This window comes from Streptomyces sp. NBC_00829 (assembly GCF_045161795.1).
Classification (GTDB): Bacteria; Actinomycetota; Actinomycetes; order Streptomycetales; family Streptomycetaceae; genus Streptomyces.
In genome coordinates, this window is the sequence record NZ_CP108867.1 from 8,160,247 (window position 1) to 8,186,446 (window position 26,200).

23 protein-coding genes and 1 pseudogene are annotated in these 26,200 nt (G+C 70.0%); 14 read left to right on the forward strand and 10 right to left on the reverse strand.

The features are described from left to right. Positions 1-66: 66 nt before the first annotated feature. Positions 67-549 (reverse strand): annotated as a pseudogene (locus tag OG293_RS36365) (dTMP kinase); the annotation flags it as partial. Between the two features lie 162 nt (positions 550-711). Here OG293_RS36365 and OG293_RS36370 point away from each other — a divergent pair. The 5 genes from OG293_RS36370 (at position 712) to pgk (ending at position 6,180) form a co-directional block, all read left to right on the forward strand. Continuing rightward, positions 712-1,851 carry a nucleotidyltransferase family protein gene (locus OG293_RS36370; RefSeq protein ID WP_406003009.1) on the forward strand — a complete coding sequence of 380 codons (1,140 nt, stop codon included), beginning with the start codon at positions 712-714 and terminating at the stop codon, positions 1,849-1,851. Between the two features lie 25 nt (positions 1,852-1,876). Beyond that, positions 1,877-2,812 carry a hypothetical protein gene (locus OG293_RS36375; RefSeq protein WP_406003010.1) on the forward strand — a complete coding sequence of 312 codons (936 nt, stop codon included), beginning with the start codon at positions 1,877-1,879 and terminating at the stop codon, positions 2,810-2,812. 181 nt (positions 2,813-2,993) lie between these two features. After that, entirely contained in the window at positions 2,994-3,899 is a 906-nt protein-coding gene (gene aepX, locus OG293_RS36380; RefSeq protein WP_406003011.1) for a phosphoenolpyruvate mutase, read from the forward strand. Next, positions 3,896-4,915: a hydroxyacid dehydrogenase gene (locus OG293_RS36385; protein WP_406003012.1), complete on the forward strand. Its 1,020-nt coding sequence runs from the start codon at positions 3,896-3,898 to the stop codon at positions 4,913-4,915. Before aepX ends, OG293_RS36385 begins: the two co-directional genes overlap by 4 nt. A gap of 32 nt (positions 4,916-4,947) precedes the next feature. After that, positions 4,948-6,180, forward strand: a complete 1,233-nt coding sequence (gene pgk, locus OG293_RS36390; protein WP_406003013.1) for a phosphoglycerate kinase — start codon at positions 4,948-4,950, stop codon at positions 6,178-6,180. A gap of 91 nt (positions 6,181-6,271) precedes the next feature. Here pgk and OG293_RS36395 read toward each other — a convergent pair whose 3' ends face one another. After that, positions 6,272-8,002, reverse strand: coding sequence for a carbamoyltransferase (locus OG293_RS36395; RefSeq protein WP_406003014.1), 1,731 nt, complete (start codon positions 8,000-8,002; stop codon positions 6,272-6,274). 96 nt (positions 8,003-8,098) lie between these two features. Here OG293_RS36395 and OG293_RS36400 point away from each other — a divergent pair, with 96 nt between their 5' ends. The 3 genes from OG293_RS36400 (at position 8,099) to OG293_RS36410 (ending at position 11,026) form a co-directional block, all read left to right on the forward strand. Further along, positions 8,099-9,163: a methyltransferase gene (locus tag OG293_RS36400; protein WP_406003015.1), complete on the forward strand. Its 1,065-nt coding sequence runs from the start codon at positions 8,099-8,101 to the stop codon at positions 9,161-9,163. Positions 9,164-9,221: 58 nt separating this feature from the next. Then, complete coding sequence (locus tag OG293_RS36405) at positions 9,222-9,989, forward strand: hypothetical protein (protein ID WP_406003016.1); 768 nt, start codon at positions 9,222-9,224, stop codon at positions 9,987-9,989. A gap of 212 nt (positions 9,990-10,201) precedes the next feature. After that, positions 10,202-11,026, forward strand: a complete 825-nt coding sequence (locus tag OG293_RS36410) for a serine/threonine protein kinase (protein WP_406003017.1) — start codon at positions 10,202-10,204, stop codon at positions 11,024-11,026. Positions 11,027-11,228: 202 nt separating this feature from the next. Here OG293_RS36410 and OG293_RS36415 read toward each other — a convergent pair whose 3' ends face one another. The 8 genes from OG293_RS36415 to OG293_RS36450 all read right to left on the reverse strand — a co-directional run bounded on the left by OG293_RS36415 (position 11,229) and on the right by OG293_RS36450 (position 18,272). Then, positions 11,229-11,792 (reverse strand): dihydrofolate reductase family protein, encoded by a 564-nt coding sequence (locus OG293_RS36415; protein ID WP_406003018.1) that lies wholly within the window; start codon positions 11,790-11,792, stop codon positions 11,229-11,231. Between the two features lie 488 nt (positions 11,793-12,280). Then, positions 12,281-13,006 carry a hypothetical protein gene (locus OG293_RS36420; protein WP_406003019.1) on the reverse strand — a complete coding sequence of 242 codons (726 nt, stop codon included), beginning with the start codon at positions 13,004-13,006 and terminating at the stop codon, positions 12,281-12,283. A 191-nt stretch (positions 13,007-13,197) separates the two neighbouring features. Continuing rightward, a complete protein-coding gene (locus OG293_RS36425; RefSeq protein ID WP_406003822.1) occupies positions 13,198-15,042 on the reverse strand; it encodes an ABC transporter ATP-binding protein in 1,845 nt (614 codons plus the stop codon). Between the two features lie 11 nt (positions 15,043-15,053). Next, complete coding sequence (locus OG293_RS36430; RefSeq protein ID WP_406003020.1) at positions 15,054-15,488, reverse strand: lasso peptide biosynthesis B2 protein; 435 nt, start codon at positions 15,486-15,488, stop codon at positions 15,054-15,056. Continuing rightward, complete coding sequence (locus OG293_RS36435; RefSeq protein WP_406003021.1) at positions 15,485-15,739, reverse strand: lasso peptide biosynthesis PqqD family chaperone; 255 nt, start codon at positions 15,737-15,739, stop codon at positions 15,485-15,487. The genes OG293_RS36430 and OG293_RS36435 overlap by 4 nt, the downstream gene beginning before the upstream one ends. 30 nt (positions 15,740-15,769) lie before the next feature. Continuing rightward, positions 15,770-17,626: a lasso peptide isopeptide bond-forming cyclase gene (locus OG293_RS36440; RefSeq protein ID WP_406003022.1), complete on the reverse strand. Its 1,857-nt coding sequence runs from the start codon at positions 17,624-17,626 to the stop codon at positions 15,770-15,772. Positions 17,627-17,652: 26 nt separating this feature from the next. Beyond that, positions 17,653-17,763 carry a keywimysin-related RiPP gene (locus OG293_RS36445; protein WP_107050258.1) on the reverse strand — a complete coding sequence of 37 codons (111 nt, stop codon included), beginning with the start codon at positions 17,761-17,763 and terminating at the stop codon, positions 17,653-17,655. Between the two features lie 350 nt (positions 17,764-18,113). Then, complete coding sequence (locus OG293_RS36450; RefSeq protein ID WP_406003023.1) at positions 18,114-18,272, reverse strand: hypothetical protein; 159 nt, start codon at positions 18,270-18,272, stop codon at positions 18,114-18,116. 850 nt (positions 18,273-19,122) lie between these two features. On the opposite strand from OG293_RS36450, the gene OG293_RS36455 reads away from it, so the two are divergent. The 6 genes from OG293_RS36455 to OG293_RS36480 all read left to right on the forward strand — a co-directional run bounded on the left by OG293_RS36455 (position 19,123) and on the right by OG293_RS36480 (position 26,185). Continuing rightward, complete coding sequence (locus OG293_RS36455; RefSeq protein WP_406003024.1) at positions 19,123-20,136, forward strand: DMT family transporter; 1,014 nt, start codon at positions 19,123-19,125, stop codon at positions 20,134-20,136. 295 nt (positions 20,137-20,431) lie between these two features. Then, on the forward strand, positions 20,432-21,448 hold the full coding sequence (locus tag OG293_RS36460; RefSeq protein WP_406003025.1) for an iron-containing redox enzyme family protein: 1,017 nt from the start codon (positions 20,432-20,434) through the stop codon (positions 21,446-21,448). 18 nt (positions 21,449-21,466) lie between these two features. Beyond that, a complete protein-coding gene (locus tag OG293_RS36465; RefSeq protein ID WP_406003026.1) occupies positions 21,467-22,168 on the forward strand; it encodes a 2OG-Fe dioxygenase family protein in 702 nt (233 codons plus the stop codon). A 20-nt stretch (positions 22,169-22,188) separates the two neighbouring features. After that, a complete protein-coding gene (gene dapF, locus OG293_RS36470) occupies positions 22,189-23,115 on the forward strand; it encodes a diaminopimelate epimerase (RefSeq protein ID WP_406003027.1) in 927 nt (308 codons plus the stop codon). Next, positions 23,112-25,199 carry a molybdopterin-dependent oxidoreductase gene (locus OG293_RS36475; protein WP_406003028.1) on the forward strand — a complete coding sequence of 696 codons (2,088 nt, stop codon included), beginning with the start codon at positions 23,112-23,114 and terminating at the stop codon, positions 25,197-25,199. The genes dapF and OG293_RS36475 overlap by 4 nt, the downstream gene beginning before the upstream one ends. Continuing rightward, complete coding sequence (locus OG293_RS36480; RefSeq protein WP_406003029.1) at positions 25,196-26,185, forward strand: aldo/keto reductase family protein; 990 nt, start codon at positions 25,196-25,198, stop codon at positions 26,183-26,185. Before OG293_RS36475 ends, OG293_RS36480 begins: the two co-directional genes overlap by 4 nt. The last annotated feature ends 15 nt before the right edge of the window (positions 26,186-26,200 follow it).

Consider the following 26,200-nt stretch of genomic DNA (forward strand, 5'->3'; position numbering starts at 1 on the left):
GACGGGGGCGGACAGTTCGGGATAGGAGTCCCCGAGCGCGACGTCCCGGAGCAGGTCGTAGATCCGCCGCTGGGTGGACTGCGCGTCCCACGGATGGTGGCGGGAGGCCGGCCGCTCGCCCAAGTGCCGGGCGGCAGCCTCCGGCGGGGTGTCGATGAAGAACACCGCGTCCGGACGCAGCACCGTGCTGGCGGCGTACGCGCGGTACGTGACGTCGGGGGGAGTGCCGAACAACACCGAGTGGTAGACCACGTCGCTGATCACATAGCGGTCGCTCAGGACATGCCGATGACGCAGGTGCGGTCGCAGCAGTTCGTTGCAGAGTGCCTCCTTGTCCGCGACGTAGGCGCTGGTGACCGCCGCCCTCGGGTGCCGTTCACCGTTGTAGCGCGCACCCGCGATGACGGCGGTGTGTTCGGGGACGAGCCAGTGATTGCCCGTCGTGGCGAGGACGTCCATCCCGTGTTCGCGCAGCACGCGGAACACGTGCTTGCGGATCGTCGTCTTTCCGGAGCCGTCGGTGCCCTCCAGGGCGAAGAACATTCCCATGGGCGGAAATCTAACAGGGGAGAAGTCTCGATCACAGTTATTGACAAGCAATATTGACTATTGATGACAGCTAGTTGATATCCTGAAGGCCCGGGTCGGGGGAGAGACGCAGCCGACGCCTCTCCCGGCCGCCTTCATCAGACCTCTCGCCCAGGAGGAACCATGGCCGTGACCGCCCAGGACCTGGTGCTCGCCACCAGCTTCGACCCCAGCCGCACCGCAGCCCGATGGAAGGACCTGTGCCCCACGCCGCCCGTGCTGGACGGCGAGTTCCTCTATCACTGCTACTCGCACCACGTGGGCGGCATCGCCTATGACGCCCTGGTCGAGCTGGGCTGGGACTCCCTGCTGCCGCCGTTCGCGGTGACCGTGCTGCCCCGGGGCGCCGGACTGTCGGAGGCGGTGTGGGAGGAGCACCGCGCCGCGCTGGCCGAGCTGGCCCAACGCCATCCCGATCTGGTGCGCGAGTCCTTGCTCGTCAAGGGCGCTCTGCTCGGCACGGCCTACCGCTCCAAGCGGCACCGTGTCATGGGCGACTTCGACCTCATCGTCAGCAGCGAACGCCTCGGACCCCTGCTGGCCGCCCTGGAAGCCGAGGGCTACGAACGACGCTCCGACATGGCCTACGACCTGATCAAACAGGTGGGTCCGCTGTACACCGGCGCAGGCGAGGTCGCCATGCACGTGTGGGACCTGCCGCAAGGCTGGGAGCGGCACATCGAGGACGGCACGGTCGACGGGATCCCCTGCAAGGTGCCCAGCGTCGAACTCCACCTGGTGGAGCTGCTGCTCAACGCCCATGAGCACGCTGCCAGCTGGTACTACGCCCTGTGGGAGTCCGACCTCCAGCTGGTCCGTTCGCTCGACGTGGAGCTGCTGAACGAGCAGGCGGGCGGCGTGGACCCGCACCGTCTGTGGGCGGTGGCGGAGGATCTCGGCATGCAGGCGGAGATCGCCCTGGGCCTGTGGGTCCACCGCGAACTGCGCGGCGGTCTGCCCGCGGGCTGGGACGCTCTCACCCCCGTCGTGGACGCGGTCGCCCCGTTCGGCAACCTGTTCGCGCTGCCGGCCGCGGCCGAGGGCGAGCGGATCCGTACCTGGCAGCTCGGGGTGCGGGAGCGCGCCTTCCACCCCAGCCGCCACGAGCTCGCGGTGGCGCAGCTGCCGCGGCATCTGCGCACCCCCGAATTCCTCGGCGCGATCAAGAACGGGGCGGTCTCCCGCTCCCAGCCGGTGGCCCAGATCGCCTACCGCGCCCGTGCCGCACTCACCGGCGTGCGCCCGGCCGATGCCCGGGCCTGACCGCGACGCGGAAGGGTTCGAGGACATGTACACGACGACCGCAAGCTTCCGCGCGTCCGCGCGACCGCACGCCGACCGGGCGCTCGACGTGCGGGACGGCTGGCGGACACTGGCCGACGGCATGAACGTCCTGCGCTGGTTCCTGACCTCCCACGTCCAGGGCGAGGCCCTGCTCAAGCGCAGATACGACCAGGCGACCGACGAAGTCGGGCCGGCTCGCCGCTTCCCTGGCCTCGACGTGCTGCGCACACGGTGGAGCAGAGGAGCACTGCTGCATCTGCTCCACCCCGGGCAGCCCCTGTCAGAGGCCGCCGAGGTGCTGGCGGGCCCCGGCGCCGGCCCGGCAGCCGTCCTCGCCGTCGCCGTCGGCGTCGGTGACCCGCGGGCCGGGGACACCGTGCTGGCCGCTCCCGCCGCCTTCACCGGCCCGTCGGCATTGCCGCCCGGCCTGTTGCAGCGGGCACTGGACCTGGTCAGCGGGGCCGGGATGGGTCCGCTGTGCACTCCGGCAGCCGAAGTGCTGTTGGTCGGCGCACCGGCGGACATCCCCCACCCGTACCGAGGGGACTGGGGATGCGCTCCGACCGGTCCCGTCACCGACGCCGAGGAACTGGCCGCGCGGCTGGCGGTCGGCGCCGGCGTCCAGGTCCTGGCCGGCTACGCCGCCGCGTACGGGGTACCGGCCACCGCGACAGAGCCCTGCCTCACCGACCCCCGTATCGGTCGCCGTAGCAGCGCCCAAGACCTGGCCCTGGCCATGGTCGCCGTCGGCCACCGGCATCGGGTCCTGAGCGGCCCGGCGGCGGACCGGGCCGGTGCGGAGGCGGCACTGCTGGCTCCGCTGCTGCCGGCCCTGCGCGAGCGGCTCGAACTCACCGCGTTCGAGTACGTGAACGTCACCCTGCCCGGACCGACCCAGTGGGAGAAGTACGAGAAGGGCGGAGGCATCGGCCAGGGCTGACGCCCGTCGGTCCCTCCACCCACGTGCGCGGCGAAGTACCGGATACGGCACGTCCGCGAACGGCCCGGCCGGCGGCGCCTCTGTGAGGGACCACCGGCGCCCCCAGCCTCCCGCAGGCCTCGTGACCAAAAGCCCGCCGACGCCGGCCACCGGTCGCCGTCCGCAAAGGAGAACGACAGCCATGCCTTCTGCTGACACCGCACTCGCCGCCGCGCCCTCGCCCGGGGCACGGCTGCGCACTCTGATCGACTCGCCGCGGCTGAGTTTCCTGATGGAAGCGCACGACGGACTGTCGGCCCGGATCGCCGAAGCCGAGGGCTTCGAGGGCATCTGGGCATCGGGGCTGTCCATGACCACCGCACTGGGCCTGCGCGACAGCGACGAGGTCACCTGGTCGCAGTTGCTGGACGTGGTCGCATACATGGTCGAGGCCGTCTCGGTGCCCGTCCTGGTGGACGGCGACACCGGCTACGGAAACTTCAACACCGCACGCCGCTTCGCCAAAGCGGCCGTCCGTAGCGGGGTGGCCGGCATCTGCCTGGAGGACAAGGTCTTCCCGAAGATGAACTCCTTCGTCGGCGACCGGCACCAACTGGCGGACCTGCACGAGTTCACCGCTCGGCTGCGCGCCTGCCGGGAGGCGGCCGCGGACCCGGACTTCTGCATCGTCGCCCGCACCGAGGCGCTGATCGCCGGTCAAGGCATGCCCGAAGCACTCAAACGCGCGGAGGCGTACCGGGAGGCCGGGGCCGATGCCATCTTCATCCACTCAAGGCGGTCGGATGCCACGGAGATCAGGCACTTCGCCGCTGAATGGGGCGGCCGGCTCCCGCTGGTCATCTCGCCGACGACGTACGCCGCGACGCCGACGGACGACTTCCGGGCGTTCGGCATCTCGACCGTTCTGTGGGCCAATCACAGCATGCGCGCCGCGGTCGGCGCGATGCGTTCGGTCTGCCGGCGGATCCGTGCCGACGAGAGTGTCCAGGGCATCGAACCGGACATCACGCCGATCGCCGAGGTCTTCGACCTGCTGGACTACGCAGAACTCGACGCCACCGAGCGGCGTCTGATGGGGTATCGGTGAGCGCCGACACCCCTGCCGTCCCTCTCGTGGTCTCCCGGCGGCCGGGACCGGGGAGCCCCGCCGTGCCGGTCACCGGACGCACGGTCGTGGTGCTGGACCCGGTGGCGTCCGGTGTCCTCGCCGAGCTGGGCCGGGACTGCGACCTACGGGTCCGGCTGCAGCCGGACCCGGCCGAACTGCCCGCGCTGCTGGCCGAGAGCGACGTCGCCGTGGTGCGCAGCGGAGTGCAGCTGACCGCGGCGGCCATCGGCACGGGCGGGCGGCTGCGTGCGATCGTGCGAGCCGGTTCGGGAACGGACAACATCGACCTCGCCGCTGCCCGACGGGCCGGCGTCACAGTCTGCAACGCCCCTGGCGCCTCAGCCCGGTCGGTCGCCGAATGCGCGCTGGCTCTGATGCTCGCGCTGTCCCGCAAGATCTGTCTGGCCGACCGGCAACTACGCTCCGGCATCTGGGACAAACCCGGCCTGTCCGGTACCGAACTCGCGGGCAGGACACTGGGCGTGGTCGGGCTCGGACGCATCGGCTCCCGGATCGCCGATCTCGGCCGCGCCCTGGGAATGCGCGTCGTCGGCTGCGTCGAGCGGCCCACCCCCGAGCGACGCACCGCCCTGCTCGGCCGTGACATCGACCTGGCCGGCTTCGCCGATCTCCTGGCCGCGTCGGACGTGTTGTGTCTGGCCGTGCCGCTGACCGAACGGACCCGCGGGTTGATCGGGGCGCGAGAGCTCGCGCTGATGAAGCCCTCCGCTCACCTGGTGAACGTCTCCCGCGGTGGCGTGGTCGACGAACAGGCCCTGCACGAGGCACTGCGCTCCGGTGGCCTCGCGGGGGCCGGGATCGACACCCCGCTGCGGGAGGGCGAACCGTCCGTGCTCGCCGGACTGGACAACGTGGTGCTGACACCGCACATCGGGGCCATGACCCAGGAGGCTCAGGACCGCGTCGGGGCGGTGGTCGTGGAGTCCGTCCGTGCCGCGCTGGACGGCTGCCCCGTTCCGTATCCCGTCGCCTGACGGATCGTCGCCGCCTCCTCTCGAAGGACACCATGGTCCATCCCCTCGCACCGCTGTCCGAGGCTTCGGCGATACCGAGGGTCAGGCGACTGAGCGACAGGCACATCGCGGTCGGCGAGCGCTGGATCTTCTCCGCGGGCTTCAACGTCCGGTCCGACCTGGCAGACACCGGGCGGGTGGACGTGGAGCTGGCCGACATCGCCCGGCTCGCCGACGCCGGCGCCAGAGTCGCGGTCGTCTCCCACCAGGGGAGCTACCGGGACGGCACTGCCCGGCACCTGGACTTCGTCGCCTGCCACCTCACCGCACTGCTCGGCCGTGCGGTGCGCTACGTTCCCGGTACCGTGTCGGACGCGGCGGTCCGAGCGGCCCGTGCACTGCGACCGGGCGAGGTGGCGCTGTTCGGAAACGTGCGGCTGCACGCCGGCGAGGAGGCGAACGATCCGCGGTTCGCCGCGCGACTGGCCATGCTGGGGGACCGCGTCGCCGTCGGAGGCTTCTCCAAGGCCCACCGCCGCAACGCCTCCAACGTGGGCGTCCTGCGCCTGCTGCCCGGGTTCGCCGCGGCGAGCCTGCTGGCCGAGGCGGAGCGGCTGAGGCCGTGGAGCGGACGTGATTCCGGACGATATTCCGTGGCGGTCCTCGGCGGGACGAAACCGGAGAAGACGGAGATCGGTCTGGTCCACCTGGCGAGCACCTACGACCTGGTCATCCCCGGGGGCGCCGTGCTGAACGCGCTGCTCGCCGCCCGCGGCCACAGGATCGGCGCCTCGGTGCTGGGCGGGGGCGGGCGACGGTGCGTCGCCACGGCCGCCGAGGTGATGGCGCGGACCGATCGCTGCGAGATCCATGTGCCCCGGCGGGTGGTGGTCGCCCCGGCGGGTGCGCCGTACTCGCCCCGCCGAGTCGTCGACCTCGACGACGGCGTTCCGCCCGGACACGCCGTCGTCGACTTCCTGCTGTCGCCCTGGGCCCGCGACCGGCTGCGCCGCCTGGCCGCGGACGGCGGCCGGGCCCTGGTCGCCGGACCACCGGGGATGCCGACACCCGCGGGTACCGACAGCTGGCGGGCGCTGGGGCGGTACTTCTCGGCTCCCCGCGTACGGACCTTGCTGCTGGGCGGCGACACCGTGGCGGAGCTGCCGTACGAGGGGCCGGCCTCGACCGGGGGCGGCGCCGCCCTGTACCAGCTCGCGCACGGCACGGTGCCGGTGCTCGACGAACTGGCGCGCAGTGCCGCGCACATGAGCGACATGCCGGCGTGAATCCCGCGGTGCGGACGTCGGCCGTCCCGGGCGTCGGCCCGCCCCGGACGACTCCCTTCGGTCGGGGCAGAGCGCCGCGCGCGGCCGGTGGTCAGCCGTTCTTGGTCACGATGATGTCGCCGATCGCCATCATGTCCAGGCCGCTCCCCCAGAAGGTCCGCAGGGCGTCCGAGGGAGAGCACACGATCGGTTCGCCCCGGACGTTGAAGGACGTGTTGAGCAGGACCGGCACGTCGGTCCGGAGCCCGAACTCGGTCAGCAGCCGGTGGTAGCGGGGCAGCACGTCCCGCTCGACGACCTGCGGCCGGACGGTGCCGTCGACGTGGACGACGGCGGGCGCGTCCTGGCGCAGGCGTTCGGTGGCCCGGCACGAGACGGTCATGAACCGGCTGTCGCCCGGCCGTTGCAGATAGCGGTGGACCTGTTCCTCCGGCAGGGACGGGCAGAACGGTCGCCAGGGCTCGCGGAACTTCACCGCCTCGTTGACGCGTTCACGGGCGGCCGCGTCCCGTGGATCGGCCAGGATGCTGCGCTGGCCCAGCGCGCGGGCCCCGGCCTCCACGCCCCCGTCCATCCACGCCACCACCAGACCGTCCGCCAGCGCGTCCGCGACTTCTTCGCAGGTCTTGTCCGAGCGGCGGTAGGAGCAACGCGCCCGGCGCACCTCCCTCACCACCTCCTCCTCCGAGAAGGACGGGCCGAGGGCCACGTGCCGCAGCCGCTCCGGAGCGTGTCCCTCGCGTGCCGAGACAGCCAGCGCCGCTCCCGCCGCCGCACCGGCGTCGCCGCACATGGGGTGCGCAAAGACCGCGTCGACCTCGGGCAACTTCCGGATCGCCCCGTTGAGTTTGACGTTGTTGGCGACGCCGCCGCCGACGGTGACCCGGCGCAGGCCGGTCTCGCGCACCGCCCAGCGCACCAGCCTGAGCACGGACTCTTCCAGCGCCTCCTGTACCGCGCGGGCCAGGTCGTGGTGCCAGGGTTCCAGCGCGCTGCCACGCGTGCGCGGCGGCATGCCGAGCAGCTCGGGCAGCCGGTCGGTGAACCGGTCGGACCAGGTGTGCTCGCCGTAGTGCAGGTAGGAGGCGTCCACGTGGTATCCGACGCCGTCATCGGCGGCGGAGAGCACACGGCCGACCGCCCGTTCCAGGGCAGGGTCCCGCCTGCCGTAGGCCGCCAGCCCCATCACCTTGTACTCCTCGTCGTACGCGTCGAACCCGAGGTACTCGGTGAAGGCGGCGTAGACCCAGCCGAGGGAGTGGGGCATCGGCAGCTCGCGCAGCGGGCGCAGCCCATCCCCACGGTGCTCCCACACCATGCTGCACTCGCAGTCGCCGCTGCCGTCCAGGGTGAGCACGACAGAGGAGTCGTAGGGAGACTGCAGCGCCGCCTGGAGGGCGTGCGCCCGGTGGTGGTGTACGCCGTGCACGGCGGGCAGTGGCACGCCGCCGAACATACGACGCCAGGCCCGCGCGTGCCGGGCGCGCTGGCCCGCACCGGAGAAGGTGCGCAGCTTGGCGTCCTGCCATCCCCGGGTCGCCGCGTCGATGTCAAGCTCCCGCCGCATGCGTGCGTAGTGCTCGGCGACCCGGCCGGAGTCGAAAGCGGCGGTGTCCCAGGCCACCGCGATGCCGTCGACCTCTTCGGGGGAGACGCCGGCCTTCTCCAGGCACCATCGGACGGCCCGCTCGGGGTAGCGGCCCGCGGCGTGCTTCTCACGGACCAGGCGCTCCTCCTCCACGAATGCGACGATCCGGCCTTCGCACACCAGCGCCGCAGACGGGTCCTGGTGCCCCTCATGGATGCCGAGATAGATGGACAAAGCCAGCCCTCCTCGCTATGACAGAAATCTTGACTTGTGGGTCACGTTCTTGACATTATCAGTCACTAATCGAATCATAAAGATTGCGGGGATTTCGTGACCAATTTGCACGCGCCGATCGCCCCCTCGGCCGACGGGCACACAGCGGTCTCGTCCGCGCCCGAGGAGAACGCCCTGGGCCGGCTGTGGGCCCTGGGCGACTACGTCACCCCCCTGGCCCTGCGCATGATCAGCGACCTGGGAGTGGCCGACGCCCTGACCGACGGCCCCCTGCCGGTGAGCGAGCTCGCCGGACGGACCGGAGCACACCCGGACGCGCTGCGCCGGGCCATGAGGGTCCTCGTCGCCCAGCAGGTCTTCGAGGAACCGTCCCTCGGCGTGTTCGCCCTGAACGAGACCTCGCAACCGCTGCGCTCGGACCACCCCCTCTCGGCTCGGGACGCCTTCAGCCTGCTCTCCTGTGACCTGCACGCCTGGGCCGAGGCGGCCCACAGCATGCGCACCGGCGAACCGGCCTTCGAGCACGTCCACGGCACGACCCGCTGGAAATATCTGGACGAGCATCCCGAGGACGCCGAACGTTTCCACCGCCGGATGCGCAGCGCCAGCCGGCAGTGGGGGACGCTCCTCGCGTCCTGCTATCCCTGGGCCGGCGACGAGGACGTGGTCGACGTGGGCGGTGGCACGGGAGGTGTGCTGGCCGAACTGCTGCACGTCTTCCCCGGTATGCGCGGTCACCTCCTGGACCAGCCGTCGGTCGTCGAGGCCGCCCCCACGGTGCTGTCCGCACACAACCCCGAGGTGGCCGACCGCTGCACGGTGACCGGGGGAGACTTCTTCACCGCAGTCCCGTCCGGCCACGGCACCTACCTGCTCGTCAACGTGCTGCACGACTGGGACGACGACCACGCCCTGCGCATCCTCATGACCGTGCGTGCGGCCATGCGGGACGACAGCACGCTGCTGATCGTCGAAGGCGGGGTCACCGAGCAGGCCGGATCGGCCTCCGGACCACTCGATCTGCACATGCTGGTCGTCTGGGGCGGCCGGGAGCGGACCCGTCCCGAGTGGAACACGCTGCTGAGCCGCAGCGGCCTGGCCGTCGAGCGGGTCCTGCCCGCCAGCCCGCGCCACATCGTCGTCGTCCGCCCCGCTGCCTGAACCCCACCAACAGCCACACCCGGCCCTCCCGGGCCACCCAACAACTTGCGGAGGCTCCATGAACACAGCACTGGCGCCCATCACGACCGACCGGGAACACCCCTCGTACGCGACACTCATCGAAGAGGCAGTGCGGCGCGCCCCCATCGCGGAAGACCCCTTCGCCCACGTCCAGCTCGACGGAGTCTTCGGGTCCACGGTCTACGACGAGCTCCTGCACCATCTCCCGGACCCCGAGACCTATCTGGCCGGACGAAGCCCGGACTCGGTGAGCGAGCGCAACCCGGCACGCTCCAGCTGGCGGCTCAAGGACGACCAACTACAGCGGCCGGACGTGCCGGCAGACCTGCTGTCGTTCTGGATCGCCTTCGCCCGGGACCTGAAGTCCTCCGGGCTGCGCAGGACTCTGCTGGAGAAATTCGCGGCCTGGCTCCCGGACGACGCGCTGCGCAACCCCGAACGACTGAAGTTCGGGGTGCGCCTGTGCCGCGACGAGGGAGGCTCCGTGATCGGCCCGCACACCGATGGTCCGGACAAACTGGTGACCTGCATCCTCTACCTGCCCGCAGACGCGGGCCGGACGGGTTTGGGGACATCGCTGCTGGCCCCCCAGGACCCGGGTTTCCGCCCGCCCGACGACGCCGACTACCGTCACGACCGCTTCTACGACAAGGCCGACCTGTTCACCGTCGCCCGCCGGATGCCGTTCGCACCGGACTCCGGCATGGCCTTCGCCCGCAGCCCGATCTCTTTCCACGCGCTCGACGTGCCGGTCACAGAGACCCCCCGGTACACCCTCCTCCTGGCAGTGCGCGAGCGCTCCTGACCACGCGTCCCCACCCACCGACGGTGACGCGCCGGGTCCCCACACAGTCAGAGCGGCGGGTCGACCGGGCCCACCAGCAGGGCGGCGTGGGGTTCTTCGTCACCGGCCCGCCGACACCACGCACTTGTACCCGAAGGACGCCACGAACCCACCGCCGTCCCGGTCCTGCGGCTCCTCCGCCACGGACGCCACTCTCTGGCAGGATCGTCGGCATGCCGATCCACCCCCTGCTGGACGCCGTGTCCGTCGACCGCCTCGAGCCCTATCTGACGGAAGTGGGAGAGATCTTCCAGGCTTTCAGGGAGCAGGACTCCGGCTGCGTCTCCTACGGAGTGCGGGTGTCCGGTGAGCGCTGGTTCGTGAAGGGAGCGACCACCGCCGCAGCCGCCGAGTCGCTGCGCCGCGCCGTGCGGGTGCACAGCGTGGCGCAGCATTCGGGAATCGTGCCGCTGCGCCACCACTTCGCTGTCCGCGACGGCCTGGCCCTGGTCCACCCATGGGTCGACGGGCAGGTCCTGTATCAGCCGACTGTCCGGCAGCATGGCGGGCGCGACGCCCCGAACAGCCCGCTGGCCCGGTTCCGGCGGCTGCCCACAACGGAGATTGTGTCGGCTCTGGACACCGTCCTGGCGGCACACGTCGTCGTGGAGCGAGCCGGACTGGTGGCCGTCGACTTCTACGACGGCTGCATGATCTACGACTTCGACGCCCACCGCATGATGCTGTGCGACCTCGACGAGTACCGTCCGGGACCCTTCACGCTGAAGGCGGACCGGCTCCCTGGATCACGGAGGTTCATGGCGCCGGAGGAATTCACCCGGGGCGCGCGCATCGACACCAGGACGACGGTGCATGCGCTCGGTCGTACCTTCCGCCTGCTGCTGGACGCCGGCGACCAGGAACAGCGGTGGCGCGGCGGCGCCGCTCAACTGACGGTCATCGCGCGGGCCACGGCTGCTGAACCTGCCCGCCGTCACCCCACCGTCGAGGCGCTCGCCCAGGACTGGCGAGCAGCGTGCAGCTCAGACGTCGGCTGACGCGACGCGCCGGGATGCGCCAAAGCGCTGGACCGCTGCCGGCAAACAACGCTGGCGCACCCTGCAAGATGTCACCTCAGCCCAAGCCGAATCGGCGACATCACCCGCGCCGCCCTCGTCCTCAACAGACACTGGAATTGACCTTCACTGAGAAGACGTCACTGACTGGCCCGTTCTTCCCAGGACTCGGCGGACGAGCCGGCTAACGCGCCACGCGGTAGCGGAGGTAGACGACTTTCGAGCTGAAGGTGCGGGTCTCGACGAGTTCGAGATCCACCCGGCGCTCGCGTTGAGGAAAGAACGGAATGCCACCGCCAACCAGCACCGGGTAGACCATGAGCTGGTACTCGTCGATCAGACCCAACGCGGCCGCCTCGGCGGCGAGAGTCGCGCCGCCGATCGCGATATCGCTCTCACCCGGCTCGGCTCGCAACCGCTCGATCTCTTCCGCCACGCCGCCGGAGGCCAGGCGGGCATTGCCCTGCACCGCCGACAGCGTGGTGGAGAACACCACCTTTGGGAGCGGCTTCCAGAGCGCGGTCCACTCGCGATCTGATTCGTCGAGCGTTGGATCCTGGTCGGCGGTCTCCCAGTACAGCATCGTCTCGTACAGCCGTCGTCCCAACAGGTGGACGCCGACCTGTCGAATCTCGTCGATCCAGAAGCGAAAGACCTCCTCGTCGGGGGCCGTCCAGTTGAAGTCGCCGTCCGGCCCGACGATGTAGCCGTCGAGTGAGACGCCCATCGAATAGGTCACGCTGCGCATCAGAAGTCCTCCTCGGGAACGGGTTCGACAGTATGACCGCCGGACGCCGCAGGACTCTTCGCGGCTCGCGGGATCCCCTGGGCCGAGTCACCCCACGAGATCATTTCGTTGAGAAGCCTCAGTGGCTCCGAATGTAGCGAGGAAAGCTGCCGCGAAAAAGAAACACAGAGTGGAAGGAAGTCGACGTCCCTCACGCACCTGGCCGTCAGGGCCAGCAGATCCTGTCCCTGGCCGGCGGCCGCATGGGCCGCGTCGGACTCACCTTCGGTGACTGACCACCAGGACGGCGGCCGGCCGTGGATTCAGGTGGCGGGGGCCGTGTGGATCCGGCCGACATGGTGGCGACGGAGAGCGTCCGGTCTGGTCGGCGGGCCCCGGAAGACGGCCCAGGTGCCTTGGCGGATCGGTGGCGCACGTGCATGCAGTCGGCGGTGTCCCAGGCAGGAGAGCTCCACAGCCTGGGCGAGGAACCTTCTCGGGTTCCCGATTTACGGGATGCGGATGTACGTGCAGGTCGGCCCGCGCTGGGTGCGTGATTCACACACGTCGTCGGTTCCGTCGCCCGCGTTGAGGGCGACGATGCTGATGCCCCCCGCCTGTGGTGGCAGCGCCATCGGCATGCTGACGCGCTGCTCGACCGCGCCTTCGTCGTCAGGTCTGAGCTCACTTGAGTAGTCGTCGACCGAGTCTTGGACGGGCGTATTCAAGTCGGCCCGCATGGGGGTCACGAACACCTGGATGGTCGCCCATGTCTCCACTCCGGTGGCGTGGACATCGAAGCTCACTCGTAGTTGGGACCGCGGGCCTTCGACCTTGACGTTGGTGATGTTGGGCCGTCCGTTCCCGCCGGCGGCCTTGGCCGCGCCGATCACCGCCACGCTGAGAGCCACCATGTAGAAGATGACTCCGAGGACGAGAACGCCGGTCTCCCACAGGTTGCCCCGCCGTGTGGGGTGGACGAGCAGGGCGACGATGCTGCAGACGATGGCGAGGATGGCGCAGAGCGAGGCCACGTAGATCGGCCATGACTCGTTGTTGAGGGCGACGAACACGATGTCGCTGGACAGCCCGAGCGTTGTCATGATCCCGGCAACGGTGATCAGTGCGCCGGCCAGGATCTTGGCGACGTCGTCCAGGCGCTTTCCGACCCTGGCTTGGATTTCGTCGGGTGTCGGCGGAGCCTGTTGCCCGTCGCCCGTGTTCGGCACCCTCATGGTGGCCCTCCATGCGGTAGGCCCACGCAGCCGGGTCATACATGGCCGGGCGTCCCTGATGGATACGGATCCTTCGGGAATCTACCTGGACGTTTCCCGCGGACAGCGAGGTTGGGCCACTTGGTGGCGAGCCGTGGTTCGCTCGGGACGTTCGTTAACGGCACCCGACCTCGGTCCTGTGTCCGCCCGGTTCACATGGGGCTGTGCGGGTGGGGGCGTGTGGTCGTCACAGGGGAGGGCGGGGTGGCGGCCGGCCGAAGCATTTGGCCGGCCGCCAGTTCGCGGTAGATGGAGCTGCTGGTGAGTAGTTCCTCGTGACGTCCGCAGGCGACGGCTCTGCCCTCGTCCAGCACGATGATCCGGTCGGCGTGCTGGACCGTGGACAGCCGGTGCGCGATCACCAGGACGGCGCATTCTCGGGCCACGTCCCGCATCGCGGCGGTGAGCGCGGCTTCGTTGACGGCGTCCAGGTGGGAGGTGGGCTCGTCGAGCAGGAGGATCGAGGGGCGGGCGAGCAGGGCGCGGGCAAGGGCGACCCGCTGTCGCTCGCCCCCGGAGAGCGTGCCGCCGTGTTCGCCGAGCATGCCCGGCAGGCCACCCGGCAGCCGCTCGACAACGCCTGCGAGCTGGGCGAGTTCGACCACGCGCCGGACCTCGGCCTGTGAGGCGTCGGGTACGGCATAGGTGATGTTGTCCCACAGAGAGCCATGGACGACGTGGGTGTTCTGGTCGACGACCGCGATGCGTGACCGGCACTCCCCGCGGCTCAGTTCGGTGGCGGGCAGACCGTCGAACAACAGGGCCCCGGAGTCCGGTTCGTAAAATCTGGCGATGAGGGCGAAGATCGTGCTCTTTCCGGCACCCGACAGACCGACCAGGGCTGTCTGGCGCCGGTGAGGGGCGGTGAAGGAAATGCCGCGCAGCACCGGCCGGCTCGGATCGTAGCCGAAGCTGAGGTCCCGCAGGGCGAGGGCGGGTTTCTCGTACGAGACGGTCTGCCGGGCCGCCTCGCGCGTACGTGTCCGGACAGCCGGCGTTTCCTGGACAGGCTCCGTCGGCAGCGACAGCGCCTGCTCGATGCGCTGGTAGGCCCCCATGCCACGCTGGATCAGGCCGACCGCCCGGAAGACCGAGGACAGTGGAAGGACCAGGTAGGAGGCGTACAGCAGGAAGGCGACCAGGTCGCCGAGGGAGTTGGCGTGGCCGTTGACCCGCAGGCCGCCGATGACCAGGACGATCAGGAAGGAGCCCTGTACCGCGAGCTCGACCGCGGGGCTCATGACGGAGGCGAGTTTCGCGGTCCGTACGCCGGCGCTGTACGCCGATTCGACGCATTCTCCGATGCGGCCCGCTTCACGGTCCTCGGCTCGGTGAACCCGGACCATCGGCAGGGCGCCGAGCGCGCGTTCGAGGTCGGCGGCGATCGCGCCGACGGCGGTCTGCATGCGTTCGGAGGCAGCCCGGATGCCCTGGAGGAGCGAGGCGACGATCACGGCGGCGGTAGCCACGGTCGCCGCGACCAGAAGCAGTAGCAGCGGGTCGATCCACACCATGAGGACGATCGCCCCCGCCGCAACGAGGGCACCCGTCATCAGATCGACCAGTGCCTGGGAGACGACTTCTCTGAGCAGGGTGGTGTCGGCGGTGACCCGGGAGATCAGGTCGCCGCTGCGGTGCCGGTCGTACTCCCGCATCTCCAGCCGGAGCAGCCGCCCGACCAGGCTGTGGCGCAGCCCTCGTACGATGCTTTCGCCCATGCGCTCCAGAACGAAACGGCCTACCGCGCCGGTCACCGCTTCGGTGACGAACAGCCCGGCGAGGAGCAGCAACAATAACCACGGCACATGTCCGCGCCCGCTCGTGTCCACGACCTGTTTGGCAGCGAGCGGCTGGGCAAGCCCGAGCGCGGAGCCGACGAGGGTGAGTACGGTGGCGGCGGTGATGGAGGCCCGGTGGCCGGTGGTGAGCCGGTACATGGTGGCGACCGCGGCCCGGGTGGAGCGGTCGTCCTCGGCCGCCGGCTGTTCCTGATCCATGACGGTGTCGGTCATCGGCCTGATCGGCTCGCGACGGCGACCGTGATGAGCCGGGTGAAGTAGTCGTCGGGTACACCCTCCTCCACAGGGCGGCCGTCCGCCTCGATCCAGGCGTGCGCCGTGAACGGCGGCACCACGCGCACCCCGGTGCACCAGGTCGGCCAGCTCCCTCCCAGGCGGCACAGCAGCGCGGCTCCCAGAGACCGGGGCAGGCAGCCTTTCGGGCCTGCGCAGCGCAGGCTTACCGCGCACATCGCCTTCCGTGCGTTCTTTGCCTGTGCGGCGGTGGCCGGCGTGGCTCCGCGACTTGCGAGGTGGAGCACAGCGCGGATCCGGCGGGGCGGCAAGAGCGAGAGCGCGAGGGCGGGGGCCAGGACGAGACGGGCGGCCAGGCGCCGGGCGAAGGGCACGCCGGTGGGCCGCTCCAGGGCGCTGGGGGTCGTCATTCGGCCAGCCCCGAGGTCCGCAGTTGCTGTACGAGGGCGTCGACGTCCTGCTTCGCCTGGACGAGGTCGATGTCGAACTCGTGGGCGAGCGCGGCGACCGCGGCGCCTTCGTCACCGCCCGCCATCAGCGTGTTGACCACCAGGGTGCCGGTGGGATTCAACTCCCAGTATTCCCCGGCGCGTTCGTCCAGGAGGACCGTGCCGTAGTCCGTCTCGGCAGTGGAGACATTGGCGCCGAACTTCAATGCCATGCGTGTGCCTTTCTGCTGGGGGAACGGTGGTCATGAGGAGGCGGGAGCTTTGGGCTCGGTCGTTGGGTGGAGGCCGCGCAGCCACACTTCGGCGGCGATGGTCGAGTAGAGGATCGCGTTGCGCAGTTCGGGTGTGGCCGGCCGCTGAGCGAGCCGGCGCAGGGCTGCGCCGTCGATGAGGCCGAGCTGTTCCAGCCGGGAGTCCGCCCAGAGCGCCAGCAGATCGGCGCGGTGTTCGCGCAGTCCGTTGGATGCGTCCATGGAAGCGGCGGCCTTGTTGGTGCGCCGTAGGCACGCATCGGGCACGATCCCGCTCATGGCGGCGGTCAGGAGGGGTTTGTACTGCCAGGGCGTGACGCGCTCGCTCGGGCGGATGGCGAGGCATTCCTCGATGACGCGGTCGTCGAGGAACGGCGATGCCATCGGTACGCCGGCCCGGGCGGCCATCCGGTCCCACTGGCGGATGATGCGGGTGCAGGAAAGGATCTGTTCGAGGTCGGTGTGCATGCCGCGGTCCGGGTGCAGCGGTACGGCGGTCATGGCGGCCTCGCGCAGCGCCCGTTGGGCCATCCGTTCGGCGTCGGGGGTGACCCAGTCGAAGAGGCGAGGGGGCATGCCCCAGCCGAGGCTGGTGCCGACGGTGGCGGGCAGCGGGTCTCGCAGACGGCCGCTGGAGTCGGCCAGCCACTTCCCGTACGGCCGCGAGTCGGCCAGCGCGCGTGCCGTGCCGCCAAGTGGCCACTGCCACAGGGCCCTGAAGCCGCGCAGCTGGCGCAGCGCGAACAGCGGGCGGGTGCGGAGCAGTCGGTGGTAGTACGCCTCCGAGCACCAGGCCACGTGGTCGCCGCCGATGCCGGTCAGGTGCAGCCGGCTGCCGCGCTCCGCCAGACCGGGCAGGTGGTGCAGGACCCTTGATCGGTCCATGACGCCGATGGTCGGTTCGTCCAGCAGGTCATCGATGCCGAGCAGGCCGGTGTAGACGAGCGGCGAGGCATCGGCGTCCCAGACCACATGGTCGATGTCCGGCAATGAGCGGGCGGCCTGTTCTGCCCAGTACAGATCGGTGTCGGCGGGGTCGCGACCCGGCCAGGTGCTGGCCACTACCCGAGCCGGTGAGCGGTTGGCCAGGAAACAGATGGAGGTGGAATCCAGGCCGCCTGACAGGTCGCAGCTGACCACGCCACCCTGCCGGGTACGGGCGTCGACCGCCGTGGCCAGGGCTTCGCGGACGAGAGGGGCGCCATCGGCGAGGGTGCGTACCGGTTCCGGCGGTGTCCACCAGCGCGAGTGGCGTACGGTCCGGCCGTCCGGCGAGACGATCAGCGCGTCCTGCGGGGACACGGCCGTGATGCCTCGCCACATGGGTGCCTCGGCGAGCGGATGGGGAACCGGCCACAGCAGCCGGACGGCCAGTTGCTCCTCGTCCGGGTCGGTGCCGAGCGCGGCGGCGAGTACGTCGGCGCGGGTGGCAGCCACCTGTGTTCCGTCAACGGGGGCATGGAAGACCAGCCGGAGCCCGGAGGCGGTGCCCTGCACCCTGAGCCGCCCGCCGAGCGCGGCGACGAGATGGAAGCTTCCTGGAAGGGAGCGGGCCAGTGCGTCGAGTTCGGCGAGATCACGTAGCCGCCCGGCTTGGTGCTTGAGCTCTACGGCATCGACCGGGCAGCAGCCGATGACGGCGAGGGCCGTCTGGCCGGCGCGTACGGTGACGATCTCCTCATCGTGCCATCGCCCCACCAGCCAGGGCCGGCCCGAAGCGTGCTGCAGGATTCGCGTTCCGGGGCGGGCGAAGGAGCGGGCCACGGCGGCCGCGTCTTCCCGGTCGGTGAAGACCGTGAAGTGCGCGTCGCCGGGGCCCGTCCCCGCACTCTCGTGCAGTTCAGTCATGACGTCGGGTCAGGAACCGTCGCTCGTCAGTTCTTGCTCAGGATGAGACGGTCGTTGCCGGAGCTCTGCAAGAGCCCGGTCTTCTTCCGGAACGTCCCGAGCCGGACCAGCGTCGGCGCCTCGTAAGCCTTCTTCATGACTTCTCCTCACGTACAGGTGTCACGACCGCCCCTCCTGGCCGGCTGCGAACCGGAGGCGGTTCACTGCCGCCCTGTCCAGGCCCATCGGGAGCCGGAACAAGGAAGCGGGTGTACGCAAATAGCTACGTGCATAGGTGGATGCCGCAGCAAGGGCGCTAGAGAAAATGGGATCATATGTAAAGTTCTAAAGGGGCCAGAGGGATGTACTGCGGCTCACGAGGTTCGTCAAAAATGAAACATTAGGCGAGCGGGATGCGCGAGGACGGAAAATCGTTTCGACCTGCGCATCGAGAAGCGCACGGTGAGTGTGGCGAAGAGGGCGCGCCGACGGAGCCGCCGGGGCGCACTCAGATCTTCCCCCTGCTTCTTCCCCGCTTCTTCTGCCTGAACGGCTGGATGCTGTCGCCGACGCCGTCGGCCTGGTCGCTCACCTGCTCGACGAGGGCGCCCAGTTCATCCGCTTCACCGGCTGGGTCGGAAGCTTCGTGCGCGCAGTCCACGGGCACGCGCGGGAACGCAGTCAGCCCTCCACTACGACCGAGGAAGCCCGCCGAGCGCTCGCGCTGGCCACAGAGTTCACGTACCAGCAGCGGCCCGAGATTCCATGGCAGGTCCAGCGTTCCCAGACTGGGAACCGGCCACAGCGCGAACGGCGATGTGACCTCTCGCAGCGAAGGTTGAGTGTTCTCACCGAAGGCTGAGCACTGAGCCGCGCGAGACCGAACGGATGGGAGCCGGGTGGAGCCTCGCGCGTCGCGGGGGAACGCCACCTGTCCCGCCTCTCCCCATCGCTTCTCCCCGTGCTGTGACGGCGCTCACCGTAAGTCACATGATCAGCGGATGCGGCGCCGGGGCCTGCCGGTTCAGGCTGTCGAGTGCGGTCCGATGTCGGCCGACGGGACGGCTCGGAGCCGTTCGAGGAGTTCGCCAACGCCTGCGGTGTGCGTTGACGCGGCTGGCCAGGTCCAGGGAGCGGGTGGCGGTCGGGGCGGCGATTTTCCGGTTCGCCGTCGCGGAGGTAGGTCTCGGCCTGGTAAGTCAGCAACACGGCCCGTGTCTTGGAACGGGTACCGGGCAGCAGGGCGAAACCCTCGTCCATGAGCTGGTGGGCCCGCCGCCGCTGGCCGAGGTCAGCGAGGCAACGGCGGCTGTCTTAGGCCAGATTGACCGTATCCGGGCCGGATGCGGCGCATCCCGGGCATCTCCCGCCGTAGGATGCCCGCATGTACCTGCTGATGACCCCTCCGCCGCCCGCCGCCTGAGGCGGGCAGTCACACAGCCATTCCGGGATGCCGGGGTGGCTGCGTGGGTTGCCCACGAAGACTTCGTGTTGGCAATCGACCGAGGAGACCTCCTTTGCAGTCCTCTTCCGCCCTGCCCGTGTGGCGGGGCGCCCTTTACGTCGCGATCGCGGCCACGGCCTGGGGCACCGGCGGTGCCGTGGCCACCGAAATGTACGACGTCGGCGGGATCGGTCCCGTCGCCGTTTCCTTCTGGCGGTTCCTGACCGGACTCGGGCTGCTCCTGGCGGCCCACTCCGTCTGGCGGGCCAGGCGGCCCGAGACGGTGTCCTCGCTGCGCGCGATGTTCGCGGCGAACCCCCGGCGGGCCCTGATCACGGGCTTCGGGATGGCGGTGGCCCAGTCCGCTTACTTCGCCTCCGTGCAGCAGGCCGGACTGGCCGTGGGCACAGTGGCGACCCTGGGCCTGGGCCCGCTACTGGTGGCCGTCGGCGCCCGGTTGACCCTGGGCGAGCGCACCGGCGCCGCCGGAACTGCCGCGGTGGCGAGCGGCGTTGCCGGCCTGGCGCTGCTGATGGGGGGAGCCGACGGGAGCACCGGCCCCAATCCCCTCCTGGGCATCGGATACGCACTGCTCTCCGCCGCGGGCTACGCGGGTGTGACCCTGCTGGGCCGCTTCGCCGGGCGGGACAACCCCAGTGGCGCCTTCGAGTCCACGCTGCCCGGCTTCACCGTGGGCATGCTCTGTCTCCTGCCGATGGCCGTGTGGGAGGGCTTGGTGCCCGACATGGATCGGCCGGCGTGGACCCTTGGCCTGATCCTCTATCTGGGGGCGGTGCCGACGGCGCTGGCGTACATCCTGCTCTTCATCGGCCTCCGGGTGGTCCGGGCGACCACGGCCTCCGTGGTCGCCCTGGTCGATCCGCTCACTGCGGCGGCCATCGGCGTCCTGGTCTTCGGCGAGCGGCTGAACGCGATCGCCCTCACCGGCACGGCCCTGCTGCTCTTCGCTGTGCTCTTCCTCGCGGCCCGCGAGGGATTCGGACAACCGCGCTCCCGAAGGAGTCCTGACCTGGACCGGGGCCGCGCCAGGCGCGCTCCCCAGCCGTCCACACGGACCGAGGAGTGATCGCGCGGGAGCGGTAATGCGCCTGGGCGGTGGGCCTTCGGCCCACCGCCCGTTGCCCTTTCGTGGGATTCATCAGGTTCGTCGATGAGTGTTGCGCCATGTCATTTCGCCCCGATCGCTTCCCTATACAAGGTGTGTCAACCCCTGCCTTCTCGCCAAACTCCTGATGCGATGTGGCTCCTGGGTTGACGGGGCACTAGCGTTTGATAGTGGCCATGCCATTGGCATGGGGATTCGGCATACGCCAGGAGGCGGTGTGAGTACGGAAGCTCACTTACTAGATCAGAAATCAGGTGTGGACGCCTATCCGGTGGTAGAGGAAGTCTCCTCGCTGCTGAAACGTCCGGCAGAAGATCTCGACGCATCAGTGACCATAGCTGAACGGGCGGCGTTACGGGCGGCCGTCAGTGATCTCAACGCACGGTCGGCAGCCGGTGATCCGGCGGCGTTCTACGGCCAGCAACTGTTGCTCTCCCGTATCTACGGGCTCTCCACCCGGCTCCCCGAGGGACCCACTGCCGAAGGCTCCACGTTCGTCCACGAGGTGCTTCGCCTGTTGGAGCAGGCCACCGCGGTCGCCGAGGACGCCGCGTTGGAGTCGGGCGCACTCGACGCGGCACCCGCCGAGCCGTCCGCGTATCTGTCCTGGTTGAAGAAGTCCGCGCGTGAACACCGCGTGTACAAGCACCCGTACTACCGGGAATTTATCCGCCATCATGCCACGGCGGACGATCTACGGAACTACGTGATCCAGGAATCGGTCGTTGACGGTCGATTCGATGATCTTCTTGCCACGATGCAGGTCGGTACCAGCGGCGACTCGAAGAGGGAGATCGCCGAAAACTTCTGGGACGAGATGGGAAATGGTGATCCTTCGCAGGTTCACACCCATCTCTTCAATCAGATCCTCCGGGTCTTCGATATTCCCGCCGAGGAACTGGAGCGGTCGCTCACCGCCAACGCCCTGCTGTCGGGAAACCTCGCCGTGCTCCTGTGCCGGTACCGGCACCTGTATCCGGAAGCCGTCGGATTCCTCGGGATGACCGAATGGCTGGCGCCCGAGCGCTTCGTCCACGTCGTGCACGCCTGGGAACGGCTCGGGCTGCCCGACGTCGGCATCGTGTACCACAAGCTGCACATCACCATCGACTCCCGGCACGCAGCCGGCTGGTTCCACAACGTGGTCGTCCCCGCCGCCACCTCCGAGCGCATGCGGCGGGCGATCGCCCGAGGAACACTGTGGCGGCTCAACTCCTCCGCCCGCTACCTCGACGAACGCATGCCCGATCTCGCCACCCACCGACCGGTCTGACAGGAAGGGCTCAGCGCCATGGCAATCGGCTCACAGGGGTTCTCGATCATCGACTTGCCCCCGGCGACACCGGAGACGTTGGACAGCTACGACAACCTCCCGCTCGACCCGTTCATGGGCCACGGCACGCGCTACAAGCGGTTCACGCAGTACCAGCTGTCGCCGGAGCCCGGAAGCGACCGGGGCTGGATCTACGAGAAGCTGCCGCAGCGCGACTACATCATCTCCAAGAGGTACAACAACGTGGCCGGCGGCATCCGCCGCACCTACGAGCCGATCGAGGTCGACTTCACCCCGCTGGTCACCATCGGCGCGGACGCGCTCGATCTGGACCGCAGCCATGACTGGCAGATCAACATCCACCAGAACCGCAGCAGGGCCGAAAGCGAGCGCTGCGCACCGATAACCCCGGAGGGCGTGCACAGCGACGGACACGAGTACATCATGATCGCCGTGCTGCGGCGGAACAACGTCGCCGGAGGCGAGACCCGCCTGTGGATGCCGGACGCCGACGCGCCGATCTGGACGGGCACACTGGCGGCGGGGAAGGCCGTCGTGTTGGACGACAAGGCGATCAAGCACGAAGCCACCGACGTCATCTCCGCCGACGGTGGCCCCGGCCACCGGGACATCGTGATCGTCGCCTACTCCACCTGGGAAAAAGGGTGGTACGGCGAGGAGTACGAAGCGGCTGCCCTCGCCGACCGCCCGCTGAACTGACCGGCCGCGGCGGCCGGTTCATGGGCGACTTCGTGAAGTACCAGGCGCTCGGCAACGACTACCTGATCATCGACCCCCGAGGCGGAGGTACGGCCCTGGGCACGGAGCCCGTCCCCGAGGCCGTCCGGCTGCTCTGCGACCGGCACCGCGGAGTCGGCGCCGACGGACTGCTCTTCGGACCGCTGGATGCGCCCCGGCCCGGCACCGCCGCACTGCTGCGCATCTTCAACGCGGACGGCAGCGAGTGCGGGATGAGCGGCAACGGGCTGCGCATGTTCGCGCTGTACCTCGGCGAGCACTACGTGCAGGAGTGGCGTACGGGGACGCCGTTCACCGTACGCACGCCCGGCGGCGACGCGGAGGTCCGGATCACGGACGTCACCGACGGGCGGGTGTGCGTGGGCATGGGTCGGGCGCGCTTCACCACCGGCGGGGGCACGGACGACGGTGGCGCGGCAACCACCGTCGTCCCGCTGGCAGGCGCCGGACCGGGCGACGAGGTCACCGTCACCGACCTGCACCTCGGCGTCCCCCACACCGTCGTCCTCAGGGACACGATCGACGGTGAGCTGGTGCAGCGCCTGGGCCCCGTCCTGGCCTGGCACCCCCGCCACCCCGAGGGCACCAACGTGGAGTTCGTGCGTGTCCACGACGACCGCACGCTGGACATCGCGGTCTGGGAGCGGGCCGCCGGCCCCGTACCCGCGTCGGGCAGCGGCGCGTGCGCCGCGGCGGCCGTGGCACGCGCACGCGGCCTCGTCGGCCCCGACGTGACGGTCCGCATGCCCGGTGGCGAGGTCGACGTGAGCGTGGCGCGGGACGGCCGGATCAGCTCGGCCGGCACCGCGCAGGAGGTGATGACAGGAGTGCTCTCGCGGTCGCTGCTCAAGGAACTGGCCCAGCGGGGCACGATGCTCGACGAGCCGTCGGGAAGGAGGGGCACATGAACGTCCCACTGGTCCCCGGGGCGTGCCCGCTGGACTGCGCGGACGCCTGTAGCTGGCAGGTGACGGTCCGGGACGGCGAAGCCGTTGCGCTGCGCGGCACCCCGGACCACCCCTACACCCGGGGCACCCTGTGTGTGAAGGTCAACCAGTTCCTGGAGCACACCCGCGCCCCCGACCGGCTGCTCCACCCCCTGCGGCGCGTCGGTCGCAAGGGGGAGGGCCGGTTCGAGCGCATCAACTGGGACAGCGCCCTCGAAGAGATCGCCCAGCGGCTGAGGCAGACGATCGAACGCCACGGCGGCGAGGCGATCTGGCCGTACCAGGGCACCGGCACCCTCGGCTTCCTCCAGGGGCTCCAGGGGCGCGCCGGCAGCCGGCTGTGGAACGTCTTGGGCGCCTCGCGCCACGACATGACGATCTGCTCCATCGCCGGTCTCGCCGGCCTCCGGTACACCCTCGGCGTCAGTATGGGGATCGACCCGGAGAGCCTGGCGTACTCCCGGCTGGTCCTGCTGTGGGGGAGCAATCCCCTCACCAGCCGCCACCACCTGTGGAAGGTGATCCAACGCGCGCGCAGGAAGGGCGCACACGTCGTCGTCATCGACCCGATCCGCAGCCGTTCGGCGGCCCAGGCCGACGAACACATCGCGCCCATCCCGGGCTCGGACGCCGCGCTCGCCCTGGGCCTGCTGCACGTCGTACTCCAAGAGGGCGCCGAGGACCGGGAGTACCTGGCCGCCCACACCGTGGGGTGGGAGGTGTTCCGGCAGCGGGTGCTGGAGTTCGATCCCGGGCGCACGGCGCGGGAGACGGGCGTGAGAGAGGAGGAGATCGTCCGACTCGGCCGGCGCATCGCCCGCAGCAGGCCAACCGCCCTGGGGGTGTCGCAAGGCATCCAGCGCCACGCCGGCGGCGGCGCCGCCCTGCGGACCCTTGCCTGCCTGCCCGCCGTCACCGGGGACTGGCAGCGGCCCGGCGGCGGACTGCTCTACTCGACCGACGGCTACTTCGGCGCGAACCGCGAAGCCCTCTACCGGGACGACCTGCTGCGCCGCCCCGTGCGCACCCTGTCCATGACGCGGCTGGCCGAAGGACTGCTGGAGGTGGACGATCCGCCCGTCGAAGCACTGGTCGTCTACGGCGCCAACCCGCTGGCCAGCTCTCCCGACCAGAATCGGATCCGCCGCGGCCTCGCCCGCGAAGACCTCTTCACCGTGGTCATGGACCACTTCCAGACCGACACCGCCGACTACGCCGACATCCTGCTGCCCGCCACCATGCAAACCGAGCACCTGGACGTGCACGACGGCTACGGCCACCTGTACGTCAACTGGAACGAACCGGCGGTCGCTCCGCCAGGGGAGTGCCTGTCCACCACCGAGACCTTCCGACGCCTGGCCCGGGCCATGGAGCTGACGGAACCCGCTCTCTACGCCGGCGACGAAGAGTTGGCGAGCGATCTCCTCGACTCCGCGCACCCGTCCCTGGCCGGTATCACCGTCGACACGCTGCGCACCAAGGGATGGGCCCGGCTCGCCTACCCGGACGCATTCGTGCCCTTCGCGAACGGATTCCCCACCCCTTCGGGGAAGCTGGAGTTCGTCTCGGAGACCGCCCGGGCGGATGGCCACGACGCTGTGGCCGGATACGTTCCGGCGAGCGAGACCGACGACGCCGAACGGGCGCGGTCCTTGCCCCTCGTCCTCCTCTCCGTCGCGAACCACTTCTTCCTGAACACCGTCTTCGGGAACAAACCCGAACTGCGCCGCCGGGCCGGCCCGCCGTACGTCGTACTGCACCCGCAGGACGCCGCGGCGAGCGGCATTGCAGCCGGCGACCGCGTTCGAATCAGCAACGAACGGGGCGCCTTCGAAGCCCTGGCCAGGATCGACGACGTGGTGCGCCCGGGAGTCGCCATGACGACGAAGGGCCACTGGCTCAAGTTCACCGGCGGCTCCGGCCCCAACGCCACCGTCGACGAACGGGACGCGGACATGGGCGGCGGAGCGGTCTTCCACGACAACCGCGTACGGATCACGCCCCTTGCCCGGAGCGAGGACGACAGCAGTGAGGACGGCGGATGAAGTTCCGACGACTGGGCCGCAGCGGGCTCCAGGTCAGTGAGATCGCCTACGGCAACTGGGTCACACACGGCGCCCAGATCGACGACGGCCGGGCCGTGGAGTGCGTGCACGCGGCATTGGACGCCGGCATCACCACCTTCGACACGGCCGACATATACGCGAGCACGGCCGCCGAGACCGTGCTCGGCAAGGCGCTGCAGGGCCAGCGCCGCGAGTCCCTGGTGATCTCGACCAAGGTGTTCTTCCCGACCGGCCCCGGACCGAACGACGGCGGCCTGTCCCGCAAACACATCACCGAGGCCGTCAACGGCTCGCTGACCAGGCTCGGGACCGACTACATCGACCTGTACCAGGCACACCGCTTCGACGAGCGCACTCCGCTGGAGGAGACGCTCAGGACTTTCGACGACCTCGTGCGGCAGGGCAAGGTCCTCTACATCGGCGTCTCGGAGTGGACCGCCGACCAGATCGCCCGGGCCGTGAAGCTCACCGGCGAACTCGGCCTGGAACGGTTCGTCTCCAACCAGCCCCAGTACTCGATGCTCTGGCGCGTCATCGAACCGGAGATCGTGCCCCTGTGCGAACGGGAAGGGCTCAGCCAGATCGTCTGGTCACCCCTCGCCCAAGGCGTGCTCACCGGCAAATACCTGCCCGGACGGCCGCCGCCCGCGGGATCGCGCGCCACGGACGAGGCGGGTGCCCGCTGGGTGAGGACCTTCCTGCGCGACGAGGTGCTGGAGCGGGTGCAGCAGCTGGCCCCCGTCGCCCGGGAGCTGGACCTGACCCCGGCCCAGCTCGCCGTCGCCTGGACGCTCCAGAACCCGAATGTCGCCGCGGCCATCGTGGGGGCCTCCCGGCCGGAGCAGGTCTGTGACAGCGCGAAGGCGGCGGGCGTCCGCATCGACCCGGCGGTGATGCAGCGCATCGACACCGTCCTCGGCCCGGCCGTGGAGCGCGATCCCGCCAAGGTGGACAGCGCCGAATAGAGCCGCCTCTCCCGC